11 protein-coding genes are annotated in these 13164 nt (G+C 72.9%); 6 read left to right on the plus strand and 5 right to left on the minus strand.

Going from position 1 to position 13164, the window contains the following annotated elements:
- Window positions 1-325: 325 nt before the first annotated feature.
- Window positions 326-1024: a hydrogen peroxide-dependent heme synthase gene (gene hemQ, locus ABZ321_RS01350; RefSeq protein WP_354888414.1), complete on the minus strand. Its 699-nt coding sequence runs from the start codon at window positions 1022-1024 to the stop codon at window positions 326-328.
- A gap of 4 nt (window positions 1025-1028) precedes the next feature.
- Window positions 1029-2402, minus strand: a complete 1374-nt coding sequence (gene hemG / locus ABZ321_RS01355; RefSeq protein WP_354888417.1) for a protoporphyrinogen oxidase — start codon at window positions 2400-2402, stop codon at window positions 1029-1031.
- A 58-nt stretch (window positions 2403-2460) separates the two neighbouring features.
- Between hemG and ABZ321_RS01360 the strand changes: the two genes are divergently transcribed.
- Together ABZ321_RS01360 and ABZ321_RS01365 are read left to right on the plus strand one after the other, a co-directional pair.
- Window positions 2461-3216 carry an SDR family oxidoreductase gene (locus ABZ321_RS01360; RefSeq protein WP_354888420.1) on the plus strand — a complete coding sequence of 252 codons (756 nt, stop codon included), beginning with the start codon at window positions 2461-2463 and terminating at the stop codon, window positions 3214-3216.
- 126 nt (window positions 3217-3342) lie between these two features.
- A complete protein-coding gene (locus tag ABZ321_RS01365; protein ID WP_354888423.1) occupies window positions 3343-4494 on the plus strand; it encodes a HEAT repeat domain-containing protein in 1152 nt (383 codons plus the stop codon).
- A gap of 6 nt (window positions 4495-4500) precedes the next feature.
- On the opposite strand, the gene hemE is transcribed toward ABZ321_RS01365, so the two are convergent.
- A complete protein-coding gene (gene hemE, locus ABZ321_RS01370; protein ID WP_354888426.1) occupies window positions 4501-5508 on the minus strand; it encodes a uroporphyrinogen decarboxylase in 1008 nt (335 codons plus the stop codon).
- Between the two features lie 81 nt (window positions 5509-5589).
- Between hemE and ABZ321_RS01375 the strand changes: the two genes are divergently transcribed.
- Window positions 5590-6138, plus strand: coding sequence for a DUF3000 domain-containing protein (locus ABZ321_RS01375; protein ID WP_344503155.1), 549 nt, complete (start codon window positions 5590-5592; stop codon window positions 6136-6138).
- A gap of 46 nt (window positions 6139-6184) precedes the next feature.
- On the opposite strand, the gene ABZ321_RS01380 is transcribed toward ABZ321_RS01375, so the two are convergent.
- Together ABZ321_RS01380 and ABZ321_RS01385 are read right to left on the minus strand one after the other, a co-directional pair.
- Window positions 6185-7003, minus strand: a complete 819-nt coding sequence (locus ABZ321_RS01380) for a hypothetical protein (protein ID WP_354888429.1) — start codon at window positions 7001-7003, stop codon at window positions 6185-6187.
- Window positions 7004-7096: 93 nt separating this feature from the next.
- The gene (locus tag ABZ321_RS01385) at window positions 7097-8038 is read right to left on the minus strand and encodes a trypsin-like peptidase domain-containing protein (RefSeq protein ID WP_354888431.1); all 942 of its coding nucleotides are present in this window, start codon (window positions 8036-8038) and stop codon (window positions 7097-7099) included.
- Between the two features lie 472 nt (window positions 8039-8510).
- Here ABZ321_RS01385 and ABZ321_RS01390 point away from each other — a divergent pair, with 472 nt between their 5' ends.
- From ABZ321_RS01390 to ABZ321_RS01400, 3 genes are all read left to right on the plus strand, one after another.
- Entirely contained in the window at window positions 8511-9785 is a 1275-nt protein-coding gene (locus ABZ321_RS01390) for an HRDC domain-containing protein (protein ID WP_354888434.1), read from the plus strand.
- A gap of 101 nt (window positions 9786-9886) precedes the next feature.
- Window positions 9887-11080 carry an acetyl-CoA C-acyltransferase gene (locus tag ABZ321_RS01395; protein ID WP_354888437.1) on the plus strand — a complete coding sequence of 398 codons (1194 nt, stop codon included), beginning with the start codon at window positions 9887-9889 and terminating at the stop codon, window positions 11078-11080.
- Window positions 11077-13146, plus strand: coding sequence for a 3-hydroxyacyl-CoA dehydrogenase NAD-binding domain-containing protein (locus tag ABZ321_RS01400; RefSeq protein WP_354888440.1), 2070 nt, complete (start codon window positions 11077-11079; stop codon window positions 13144-13146). The genes ABZ321_RS01395 and ABZ321_RS01400 overlap by 4 nt, the downstream gene beginning before the upstream one ends.
- The last annotated feature ends 18 nt before the right edge of the window (window positions 13147-13164 follow it).

Below are 13164 nucleotides of genomic sequence, written 5' to 3' on the forward strand. Positions count from 1 at the left end.
AAAGTCTTCCGGATCACGCGACAACTGCCGACATTGCGCACCCGACGGCGCACCGCAGACCCACGAAACACAAAGTCTTCCGGATCACGCGACCACCGCCGACATTGCGCACCCGACGGCGCACCGCAGACCCACGAAACACAAAGTCTTCCGGATCACGCGACCACCACCCCACGCCGCACCCCAGCCGCGGACCGCAGACGCGCTAGCGCAAGGTCGTCTGAAGTCGCGCGGTCATCGCTCGGCGGCGCGCACGCGGCAGCGCGCCGCGGCCCGGGCGGGCACAGGGCTACCGGGTCGCTCGGCGGCCGTCCCCCCGGGTGGGTTACGGCAGGTTGGCGACCAGGTCGGCGATGTCCCGGCGGCGGCCGGTGTAGAAGGGGACTTCCTCGCGGACGTGTCGCCGGGCGGTCGAGGCGCGCAGGTCCCGCATCAGGTCGACGATCCGGTGCAGGTCGTCCGCCTCGAAGGCGAGCATCCACTCGTAGTCGCCGAGCGCGAAGCTGGCCACCGTGTTGGCGCGGACGTCGGCATACCCGCGGGCCATCTTGCCGTGCTCGGCGAGCATGGCGCGGCGCTCCTCGTCGGGCAGGAGATACCACTCATACGACCGGACGAACGGATACACGCAGACCCAGGCCCGGGCCTCCTCGTCGGCGAGGAACGCCGGGATGTGGCTCTTGTTGAACTCCGCGGGCCGGTGCAGCGCCATCTGCGACCAGACGGGCGCGAGGTGGGCGCCGAGGGCCGTGCGGCGCAGCGCGGCATACGCCTCCTGCAGCGCCTCGGCGCTCAGGGCGTGCCACCAGATCATGAGGTCGGCGTCGGCCCGCAGCCCCGCCACGTCATAGGTGCCGCGGACCACGACGTCCTTCGCGGCCAGGTCGGCGAGGAACCCGGCCGCCTCCGCGGCGACCTCGGCGCGGGCCGACGGGTCGAGCGGGGTCTTCGCCTGGAACACCGACCACATCGTGTAGCGGATCGAGTCATTCAGCTCGCGGATGCGCGCGGCGTTGGTGGTCATGTCCCTATCCTTCCAGTGCCTCGAGCAGGGCGTCGGCAGCAGTCCGCCCCGACGTGACGCAGGCCGGGATCCCGACGCCGTCATAGGCGGCGCCGGCGACCGTGAGCGGCGGATGTCCGGGTGCGGTGCTGTGGGCCGTCAGCTCCGCCCGCAGCTGCCCGACCCGGTCGCGATGATGCGGCGCGTACTGCGGAAGCGCCCCTCCCCACCGGAACACCGCCGCGTCCACGGGGTCGGGCAGCCGGTCGGCGCCGATCAGCCGGGCCACCTCGGCACGGACCAGGTCGAGCAGATCGGCGTCGGAGCGCTGGAGCTGCGCCTCGTCGCCGGCCCGGCCGACGGAGGCGCGGACGATGGTGAGCCCGGACCGCCGCAGGTGCGACCACTTCTGGTCGAAGAACGTCACCGCCTTGACCGCGAACCCCTCCGTCGCCGGCACCAGCAGCCCCGACAGCTCGGGCAGCTTCGTGGCCGGCAGCGCCAGCGCGACGAGCCCGACGCTGGCATAGTCCAGCGGCACGCCGCGCAGGCCGGCGGTGGACAGCAGGCGCGCCGCTGGGGTGGCGGGCACGGCGAGGACGACGGCGTCGGCCGCCAGCGTGGACGGCGAGTGGGTCGAGCCGATGGTGAGCCGCCACCGGGAGCCGTCCCGGCGCAGGTCCCGCACGGGAAGGCCGAGCCGGACGTCGGGCAGGGTGGCGGCGACCGCGTCGACCAGCCGGCTCATGCCGCCGCGGATCGCGCTGAACACCGGCGCGCCGGGCGTGCTCCGCCGGGCGGCCAGGACGGCCCTGACCGCCCCGGTGAGGGTGTCGGAGCGCTCCGCGGCGTCGGCCAGGGCGGGCAGCGCCATCCGCAGGGACAGGTGGTCGGCGCGGCCGGCATAGACGCCGCCGAGGAGGGGCTCGACGAACCTGTCGACGACGAGGTCGCCGCGGCGGGGGCGGACCAGGGCGCCGACGGTGACGTCCTCGCCGGGGCGCAGGAGGGGCGCCGCGGCGGGGCGCTCGGGTGGGTCGGTGTCGACGGGGATGCCCATCAGGGTGCCGGGCGGCAGGTCGTGGAGGGTGCCGCCGGCGGCGACCGCGGCCTTGGAGGTGGCGGGGTGCACGATGGCGTCGCCGAGGCCGACCTGCTCGGCCAGGCGGACGGCGGCGCTCGGGCCGCCGGCCGGGTCGCCGGACAGGAACGACTCGGCGCCGCGCTCGACCGGGCCGCCGGCCAGCTCGACGGTGCGCAGCTTGCCACCTGGCCGGTCGCTCTGGTCGACCAGGATCACGTCGAGGTGCGGGGCCCGCTCGCGCAGCCGGTGCGCCGCGGCCAGGCCGGCGATGCCGCCGCCGATCACCACGACCCGCCGCCGCGCTCCCTCGGTCACGCCCTCGCCCCCCGATCAGGTGCCGCCCCGCTCATGTCCCCGAGTCTATGGTCGGCGTATGACAGAAACGCGAGTGGCAGTCGTCACGGGTGCGGCGCAGGGCATCGGGCGGAAGACCGCTGAGCTGCTGGCTGAGGAGGGGTACCAGCTGGCGGTCATCGACACGAGGGCGGCGGACCTCGACGGACTGATGTTCGAAGGGGACGTGTCGGACGAGGCGACCGTGGCGCGGTTCGTGACCGAGGTCGAGTCGGTGTACGGGGGCTGCGACGTCCTCGTGAACAACGCCGGCATCGCGTCGATCGCGCCGGCCGAGGAGACCGACGCGGCGCAGTGGCGGCGGGTCCTGGACGTGAACCTGACCGGCCCGTTCCTGCTGTGCAAGGCGTTCGGGCGGCGGATGCTCGTGCGCGGCTCGGGGTCGATCGTCAACGTGGCCTCGGTCGCAGGGCTGATGGGTGTGGCCGACCGGGTGGCGTACAACTCGAGCAAACACGGCCTGATCGGCATGACGCGCACGCTCGCGGTGGAATGGGGCGGGCGTGGCGTCCGGGTCAACGCCGTCTGCCCCGGCTGGGTGAAGACGGAGATGGACGACGAGTCGCAGGCGTCGGGGGCGTACGCGGACACCGACATCACCGAGCACGTGCCGATGGCACGGTTCGCGCAGCCCGGGGACATCGCCAAGGCGGTGGCGTTCCTCGCGGACCCGGAGCGGTCCGGGTTCGTCAACGGCGCCGCGCTCTCCGTCGACGGCGGGTGGGCGGTGGACGGCTCGTGGCAGTCGCTGCGACTGGACAGCCGGGGACGGTGAGCCCTGGGACGTACACCCGAAGTGCGTCGATATGTCGTCGGGTCGGGCGATTCTGACCAGCGAGATGTCCATCTGTGGGACGAACCCCTCTGGAAGATCTCGCCGGAGGCGAGCACACTCTCTCGGATGAGCGACCTCGCGTCCTCCCGACCGTCCCCGGACGAGCCGAGCGACCGCGCGCCGGCCCCCGGCGGTGGCCACACGCCCTGGTCCGCCGAACCCTGGTCCGCCGAACCGTGGACCGCCGAGCCCTGGACCACCGACCCGTGGCAGATCGGCACCGGCCAGCTCGAATCGGGCAACGGCGGCTCGGACCCGCTCGCCGACGTCATCGCCGACCTGGCCGACCACCTGGCCGACCCCACCGACCCGGCCGACCCGGCCGTGGCCGCCGCGGCGGCGGCAGCGGCGGCCGCCGCGCGGGCGGTGCCGGTCGACGACGTGGAGCCGACCGCGAGGACGATCTCGGCGCTGCTGGCGGACACGACGACGACGCCGGCCGAGCTCGCCGACGCGGTCGCCTGGTGCTACGACGACGAGGCGCTGCCTCTGCTGCTGCCGCTGATCCACCACGCGGACGCACGGGTGCGGCGGGCGGTCGCGCAGGCGTTGCCGAGCGTCCTGGGTGAGGCACCGCCCGACGACACCGTGCGGGCGCTGCTGGTACTGAGCAACGACCCGGACGACGACGTGCGCGACTGGGCGTGTTTCGCGCTCGGCACCCAGCTGTCGGAGGTCGACGCCCCGGTGCTGCGCGACGCGCTGGTCGTGCGGCTCGACGACCCGCACGACGACACCAGGTGCGAGGCGCTGCTGGGCCTGGCCCGGCGCCGCGACGAGCGGATCCTGCCGGTGCTGCAGGAGCGGCTCGCCCGCGACAACGTGTTCTCGCTGGAGATCGACGCCGCCGGCGCGCTCGGGCACCCGTCGCTGCACACGCTGGTCCGCGGGCACCTGTCGGGCTGGGACGACGACGTGGTCGCGCGGGTGTGCGCGGCGCTGCGGCTGACGGACCCCGACGGCGTCGGCGACGACCTGCTCGACGGGCTGGCCGAGTGGTTCACCTGCGGCGCCCCGCACGCCAGCGACGAGGACCGCTACTGGTGGTCGGTGACGCTCCAGCTGCTGGAGCACGCCGAGTACCGGGCGCCGGAGATCGCCGAGCAGGTGCACGCCCGGCTCGCCGGCGAGGCCCGCGCCACGTCGCTGATGCTCGGCTCGCGACTGGCCCAGCTCGCCGGCGACCACGGCTGGTGGCGCTGGAGCCCGACGTATTAGGACGTACTAGAGGGAATGCACGAGCGAGACGACCCTGGTCAGCACGTCCGGGTCGGTCTCGGGCATGACGCCGTGCCCGAGGTTGAAGATGTGTCCCGGCGCCTTGCGGCCCTCGGCGACCACCCGGCGCACCTCGGCCTCCACGACCTCCCACGGCGCGAACAGCACGCACGGGTCGAGGTTGCCCTGCAGGGCCTTGCCCGGCACCCGCCCCGCGGCCACGTCCAGCGGCGTGCGCCAGTCCACCCCGACCACGTCGGCGCCGGCCTCCGCCATGGCGGGCAGGAGCTCACCGGTACCGACGCCGAAATGGATCTTCGGGATGCCGGCGATCCCGTCAAGGACGCGACGGGAGTGCGGCAGGACGAAGCGCCGGTAGTCGGCCTCCGACAGCGCCCCGGCCCACGAGTCGAAGAGCTGCACCGCGTGCACGCCCGCCTCGGCCTGCACCTGGAGGAACGTGAGGGTGATGTCGGCGAGCCGCGCGCACAGGGCGTGCCAGACGTCGGGCGCCCCGTACATGAGGGCCTTCGTCTTCACGTGGTGCCGTGACGGCCCGCCCTCCACGAGGTAGCTGGCGAGCGTGAACGGCGCCCCGGCGAAACCGATCAGCGCGGTGTCGCCCAGCTCGGCGAGCAGCAGCCGGATCGACTCGGCGACGAACCCGACCGCCTGAGGGTCCAGCGCGGGCAGCGAGTCGACGTCGGCCATCGTGGCGACGGGTGAGGCGACGACGGGGCCGGTGCCGGCGACGATGTCCAGGTCGACGCCGGCGGCCTGGAGCGGCACGACGATGTCGCTGAAGAGGATCGCGGCGTCGACGTTGTGGCGGCGGACCGGCTGGAGGGTGATCTCGCAGACCAGGTCTGGGCGGCGGCACGACTCGAGCATGCCGATGCCGGCGCGCACCGCGCGGTACTCAGGCAGGGATCGGCCGGCCTGGCGCATGAACCAGACGGGCGGGTGCGGCACCGCCTGCCCGCGGGCGGCGAGTCTCAGCAAATTGTCAGTCATAGCGAGGTCATCGTTTCACTGCGTGCACTTCGGCGGCGCGGCGGCACCCCCCGAGCGGCTCCGCGGCCTTACTCTTCCGGTATGGCGCCATCGACCGCGACTCCCCCAACGTTCACCCGGGCGGTGGAGGAGCTGCGCGCGTTCACGGCGCGGCCCGAGATCGAGCTCGAGGAGATGCCGGCGCCGCAGCGGCTCGCGCCGTTCGCCCACGCGATGAGCGGCACCGTGCTGCGCGACGGTGACGAGGTCGCGACCGGGCGGCTGATCCTGCTGCACGACCCGGCCGGCCACGACGCGTGGGACGGCACGATGCGGCTCGTCACGTACGTGACGGCCGAGATGGAGGCGGAGCTCGCCGCGGACCCGCTGCTGCCGCAGGTCGGCTGGAGCTGGCTGACCGACGCCCTGGAGAGCCACGGCGCGTCCTACACGGCGATCGGCGGGACGGTCACGCAGACGCTGTCGACCCGCTTCGGCGACCTCGCCGGCCCGCCGACCGCGGCCGACCTGGAGATCCGGGCGTCATGGACGCCGACCGACGGCGACCTGCAGTCCCACGTGAGCGCCTGGTGCGCGCTGCTCGCCTCGACGGCCGGCCTGCCCCCACCGGGCGTGACAGCACTCCGATAAAGCAAAGGGCGGGCCCTTTCGAAAAAGAGCCCGCCCTCTCAGTGATTCAGAGTCCGAGCAGCGTGTCGGCCTCGTCGCACGGCTTCTTCATCTCGGTGATCTTGTTCTGCAGCGTCGTCTTGTCGCCCTTGTTGGACGCGTCCAGCGCCTCGATCAGCAGCGACAGGCACTTGCCGATGACGTCGCGCTGACGCTTCGCCTCGGTGCTGTCGGCCGTGACGCCGCGCAGCTCCTGCTGCGCCTTGGCGAGCTCGTCGGCCTTCGACTTCAGGTCGCCCTTGGTCTTGTCCAGCTCGCCCTGCGTCGAGGTGATGGTGTCCTGGCGCTGCGACGCGAGCTTCTCCGACTTGTCGAGCTTGCCGCTCTTGTCGAAGTACAGCCCGACGAACACGCCGGCGGCGATGACCGCGAGGGCGAGCAGGCTGGCGAGGATCGGCACCGCCACGCTCTTCTTCGGGGCCGGGCCGGGGGTCTGGTAGCCGCCCTGGGCGTACCCGGGCGGGCCGGAGACGGGGCCGTACGCGGTGGGCGGCGCCGACATCGGCGGGCCGGACATCGGCGGGGCCGACATCGGCGGGTTCGCCATCATCGGCGAGGTCGGCGGCGCGGAGACCGACGGCTCGAGGTTGTAGGCGGCCGGCTGCGGCTCGCCGTAGGCCGGCATCTGCTGCGTGCCCTGGTCGTACGGGTTGAACTGCGGCTGGCCGTAACCCTGGTCGTGGGTCGGGGCGGGCTGCGGCGGCACCGGGGCGCCGTACGGGTTCTGCGGCGCGGCCGGCGGCGGGTAGGCCCCCTGCGGCGCGTTCGGGTCGGGGTAGGCGTAGCCCTCGTTCGGGTTCCCCTGGGGGTTGCCGGGGTATGTCATGGTTGTTTTCCTCCTGAGAATCCTTCCGGGCAAGCGCCCCGGCCAGGGGTGTAGCTGCCGTCGCGACCGGGACGCGGCGGCGTGGTGCAGCTGTCAGCAGATGCTGATCGTTTGGCAGACCACCGAGATCGGGATGGCCAGGCCGATGCCTTCGGCCTCGCGCGCCTTCAGCGTCGCGACGCCGACCACTTCCTTCTTGGCGTTGAACACGGGGCCGCCGGAGTTGCCGGGGTTGATCGCCGCGTCGAACTGCATGAGGTCCTCACCGCTCATCGAGCGGAACGCGCTGACGACGCCGGTGGTGACGGTGTCCTCCAGGCCGAGCGGCGCGCCGACGACGAGCACGGGCTCGCCGACCTTCGGCACCTGCGCGGCCGGGACGAGCCGGGCGAACTCCTCGTCGGTGTGCAGCAGCGCCAGGTCCTTGTCGGGGTGCGCCTCGATGATCTTCGCCGGGAAGCGCTGGTTGGTCCGCTCGATGCTGACGTCGCGCTCACCCTTCTCGTACGCCTCCTGCACGACGTGGTAGTTCGTGATGAGGTTCGTGCCGCCGCCCGAGGGGGCCTTGCCGAGCGCGAACGACGTGCCGGTCGCGTACTTGGTGGTGACGCGGAACACGCTCGGGCGGACGCTCTCGGCGACCGCGGCGGCGTCGAGGTTGCCGCCGGTCTTCGCCTCGAGCTTGTCGGCGCGGTCCTCGAGCGCCTTGAGGCGGGTCTCGTCCGTGGTCTTCGCGGCGGTGGCGGCCTTCTCGGCCTTGTCCAGGCGGGACTCGAGACGAATGATGAACGCCGCCTGCACGCCGACGACCACGAGCAGGACCACGGCGATGACCAGGGCGAGGACTCCGCTGCGGCCACGGCCCGCGGCCGGCTGCTGCGGGTGTTGCACGAGGTGCGGCGGCCCACTGTGCGGCGCCGGCCCGGCGGGTGCCGAGACCGGCCAGGCGCTGGTCGGCTGGGCCGGGAAGCCACCGGTGGCCGACCCGTCCGCGGGCGACACGCCGGCGGCCGGGAACGCTCCGGTCTGGGTCATACGTGGAGGAAGTGGACCGAGCCGCTCCGAATCTTCGCCGAATCGGTCCGTGTGCCGCGGACGATCGTACGAATCGGAGGTTCCGGAAGCCACCGGGTTGGAAGGGTCATACCCGGCCGTCATGCTTCTCGTTTCCTTCCTGTCACTTTTCCACCCGTTTGTCCTGCGACCCGGTCGATGTGCGGCCTCGCAGTCGGCCCCACCCTAAACCGCTCACACAAGCCCCGCGACCTCCGAGGCAACCAACGGACAGAACCGGAAGTACCACTTCCGCCCGCGCTCGCGACCGTACCGGCACGGGCGGGCTTTGTCCGTCCCGAAATGACGTGTCGCGGGCCACCGGAACGGCCCGTGAACCGGCCGCCGGAACGATCCGTGAACCGGTCGCCGGAGCGGTCCGCGGGCGGACGGAAACCGACGCGCCGGACCCGGCTGCATCGGCGTTCCGGTGCCGCAACGTACCGTGGTCCGGGTGACCGACGAACCCCCCGCGCGGCGTCGGGACGAGGAGCCAGACAGTCCGGACAAACCGGACGACAAGACCGAGCCCGTCCTGCTGACCGCCCCCCGAGACGGGACGCCCGAGCCGATCACCGACCGGGCCGAGCTCGCGCGTGCCGTTGAGCGGTTCGCTCAGGGCAGCGGCCCGGTGGCCGTGGACGCCGAGCGCGCCTCCGGCTACCGGTACACGCACCGGGCCTATCTCGTGCAACTGCGCCGTGCCGGTGCCGGCACCGTCCTGATCGACCCTCTGCCCTTCGGACAGCTGCCAGAGCTCGACGAGGTGATCTCGCCCACCGAGTGGATCCTGCACGCCGCCAGTCAGGATCTGCCGTGCCTGACGGAGCTCGGGCTACGCCCCACCCGGCTCTTCGACACGGAGCTCGCGGCGCGGCTGTGCGGCTTCGAACGGGTCGGCCTGGCCGCCCTGACGGAGTCGCTGCTGGGGTACACCCTGGAGAAGCACCACTCGGCGGCCGACTGGTCGACGAGGCCGCTGCCGACATCCTGGCTGACATACGCGGCGCTGGACGTCGAGCTGCTGCTACAGCTGCGCGACACGCTCGCCGAGGAGCTGCACGAGCAGGGCAAGACGGAGTGGGCGGCGCAGGAGTTCGCCGCGCTGGTCGCCTCCGCCGGCGACCCGCCGCGGGTGCGGGCCGACCCGTGGCGCCGCACGTCGGGCATCCACCGGGTCCGGGGCGCCCGCGCGCTCGCCCGGGTCCGCGCGCTGTGGCACGCCCGCGACGAGATCGCCGCCCGCCGTGACGCGAGCCCCGGCCGGGTCCTCGCCGACGCGGCCATCATCGCGGCGGCCGAGGCCGACCCGAAGGACGAGCGGACGCTGCTGGCCCTGGCCGGGTTCGGCGGGCGGTCGGTGCGCCGGCTCGCGCCGACGTGGCTGGCCGCGCTGTCGGACGCCAGGACGCTGACGGACCGGGAGCTGCCCACCACCCCGCCGTCCGACGGTCCCCCGCCGCCGCACCGGTGGGCCGAGCGGGACCCGGTCGCGGCGGGCCGCCTGGCGCGCAGCCGCGAGCTGGTGACCAGCCTCGCCACCGCCAACCGGGTGCCACCGGAGAACCTGATCACCCCGGATTCGGTACGGCGGCTCGCCTGGTCCCCTCCGGAGGAGCTCACCGAGGAGGCGGTCGGCGCGGTGCTGTCCGGCTACGGCGCGCGCCCGTGGCAGGTCGCGCTGGTGACGCCCGGCCTCACCGCGGCGCTGGAGGTGCCTTCCGAGTAGGGCGCCTTCCGAGCAGGACGGCGGGGTGTGGGCGGATCCACAGGCGCAGCGGACTTACTGGCGAGTAACATTGCCGGTAATTCGTCGCTAGGAGGACACCCGTGCCCCGTCCCGTCCGCGACGTCGTCTTCGTCGACGGCGTGCGCACCCCGTTCGGCAAGGCCGGTGGGATGTATGCCAACACCCGCGCCGACGACCTCGTCATCCGCTGTATCCGGGAGCTGCTGCGCCGCAACCCGCAGCTGCCGCCGGAGCGGGTCGACGAGGTCGCGATCGCGGCCACGACGCAGATCGGCGACCAGGGCCTGACCATCGGCCGCACCGCCGCCCTGCTGTCGGGCCTGCCCAAGACCGTCCCCGGCTACTCGATCGACCGCATGTGCGCCGGCGCCCTGACCGCGGTGACCACCGTCGCCGGCGGCATCGCGTTCGGCGCCTACGACGTCGCGATCGCCGGCGGCGTCGAGCACATGGGCCGCCACCCGATGGGCGAGGGCGTCGACCCCAACCCGCGCATCATCGCCGAGAAGCTCGTCGACCCCTCGGCGCTCGTCATGGGCGCCACCGCGGAGAACCTGCACGACCGGCTCCCCGGCATCACCAAGGAGCGCGCCGACAAGTTCGGCTACGCGTCGCAGGTCAAGACCGCCGCCGCCTACAAGGCCGGCAAGCTGCAGCCCGACCTGGTCAGCGTCGCCACCCGCGACCCGGAGGCCGGCTGGGGCCTGGCCACGGTCGACGAGGCGCCCCGCGACACCAGCCTCGAGAAGCTCGGCACGCTCAAGACCCCGTTCCGCCCGCACGGCAAGGTCACCGCCGGCAACGCCGCGGGCCTCAACGACGGCGCCACCGCCGCCATCATCGCGGCCGAGGACGTCGCCCGCGAGCTGGGCCTGCCCGTCGGCATGCGCCTCGTCTCCTACGGCTTCGTCGGCGTCGAGCCCGAGGTCATGGGCTTCGGCCCGGTCCCGGCGACCGAGAAGGCGCTGCGCCAGGCCGGCCTGAGCATCGACGACATCGGCCTGTTCGAGCTCAACGAGGCCTTCGCCGTGCAGGTCCTGGCGTTCCTCGACCACTTCGGCATCGCCGACGACGACCCGCGGGTCAACCCGTGGGGCGGCGCGATCGCCGTCGGGCACCCGCTGGCGTCCTCCGGCGTGCGGCTCATGACGCAGCTGTCGCGGCAGTTCGCCGAGCACCCCGAGGTCCGCTACGGCCTCACCGCCATGTGTGTCGGCATCGGCATGGGCGCGTCCGTGATCTGGGAGAACCCGAACTGGGAGGGCGGCAAGTGAGCACGACCATCAGCAACCCGAACGAGGTCGTGACCAAGGCGCTGCTGCGCTTCGTGACCCTGCCCTCGCGGGACCGCGCCGCGGTCATCACGCTCGACAACGGCTTCGACCACACCAAGCCCAACTCGTTCGGCCCGGGCGGGCTGGCCAGCCTGGAGGCGGCGATCGACGAGGCCGTCGCGGCCGCGCCGAAGTTCATCGCGGTCACCGGCAAGCCGTACATCTTCTGCGTCGGCGCCGACATCACCGCCATGCCGCTGCTCACCGAGCGCGAGCAGGCCCTGGAGCTCGGCCGCTACGGCCACAAGGTGTTCCGCAAGCTCAAGGATTCCACGGTACCGACGTTCGCCTTCATCAACGGCGCGGCGATGGGCGGCGGCCTGGAGGTGGCGCTGCACTGCCACTACCGGACGGTCTCCGCCGGCGCCGCGGCGCTCGCCCTGCCCGAGGTCGCGATCGGTCTCGTGCCCGGCTGGGGCGGCACCCAGCTGCTGCCGAACCTCATCGGCATCGCCCCGGCCGCGCAGGTCATCATCCAGAACCCGCTCACCCAGAAGACCCTCAAGCCGGCTCAGGCCCGCGAGCTCGGCATCGCCGACGAGATCTTCGAGCCGGCCGACTACCTGGAGCGGTCCCTCGCCTGGGCGGAGGGTGTCGTCGACGGCACGGTCACCGTCACGCGCCCGGAGATCGACCGGGACATGTGGGACGGCGTGCTGTACTTCGCCAAGCACCAGCTCGACGAGCGGCTGCACGGCGCCGTCAACTCCGCCAACAAGGCCCTCGAACTGCTGGCGCTGGCTCGCAGTGCAACGTTTGAGGAGGGCACGGCGGCCGAGGACGAGGCGCTCGCCGACCTCCTCATGGGCGACCAGTCCCGGGCCAGCCTCTACGGGTTCGACCTCGTGCAGCGCCGCGCGAAGCGGCCCGTCGGCGCGCCCGACAAGGGCCTCGCCCGCGACGTCAACAAGGTCGGCATCGTCGGCGCCGGCCTGATGGCCTCGCAGCTGGCACTGCTCTTCGTGCGCCGGCTCGAGGTCCCGGTCGTGCTCACCGACCTCGACCAGGCCCGCGTCGACAAGGGTGTCGGCTACGTGCTCGCCGAGATCGACAAGCTCGTGTCGAAGAAGCGCCTCGACCCGGGCAAGGCCGCCAAATACCGGGGCCTCGTCAGCGGCTCGGCCGACAAGGCCGCCTTCGCCGACGCCGACCTGGTGCTCGAGGCCGTCTTCGAGGACCTCGGCGTCAAGAAGCAGGTCTGGGCCGAGGTCGAGAAGATCGTCCGCGACGACTGCGTCCTGGCGACCAACACCTCCTCGCTGTCCGTCAGCGAGCAGGCCGCCGGGCTCGCCCACCCCGAGCGGGTCGTCGGGCTGCACTTCTTCAACCCGGTCGCGATGATGCCGCTGCTGGAGATCGTCCGCGCCGAGCAGACCGACGACGCGACGCTCGCCACCGCGTTCGCCGTCGGCAAGGCGCTGAAGAAGTCCTCGGTGCTCGTGGCGGACCGGCCGGCGTTCGTGGTCAACCGGCTGCTGACCCGCTTCCTGGGGGTCGTCACCGCCGCCGTCGACAACGGCACCCCGATCGAGGTGGCCGACTCCGCCCTCGACCCGCTCGGCCTGCCGATGCGGCCGATGGCGCTGCTCGGCATGGTCGGCCCGGCCGTCGCGCACCACGTGGCGGGGACGCTGCACGCGGCGTTCCCGGACCGGTTCGGCGTGTCGGCCAACCTGGGCCGGGTCGTCGCGGCCGGCAAGCGCGGCTTCACCGACGCCGAGGGCAACCCCGACCCGGAGGTGCTCGCGCTGCTGGAGGTCGGCTCCTCACCGTCGACGGCCGAGGAGCTGCGCGACGAGGCGACGGCGGCCCTGGCCCGCGAGATCCGGCTGATGCTGGACGAGGGGGTCGTCGCCGACCCGCGCGACATCGACCTGTGCATGATCCTCGGCGCGGGCTGGCCGCTGCACCTCGGCGGGGTCACGCCGTACCTCGACCGCGAAGGCATCTCCGAGAAGGTGACCGGCGCCCGCTTCCTCCCACCGGGCGTGGCCAACGCGCCGTAAGTTCACCCTATCGAGCAG

Source organism: Dactylosporangium sp. NPDC006015, from assembly GCF_040614215.1.
Taxonomy (GTDB): domain Bacteria; phylum Actinomycetota; class Actinomycetes; order Mycobacteriales; family Micromonosporaceae; genus Dactylosporangium; species Dactylosporangium maewongense.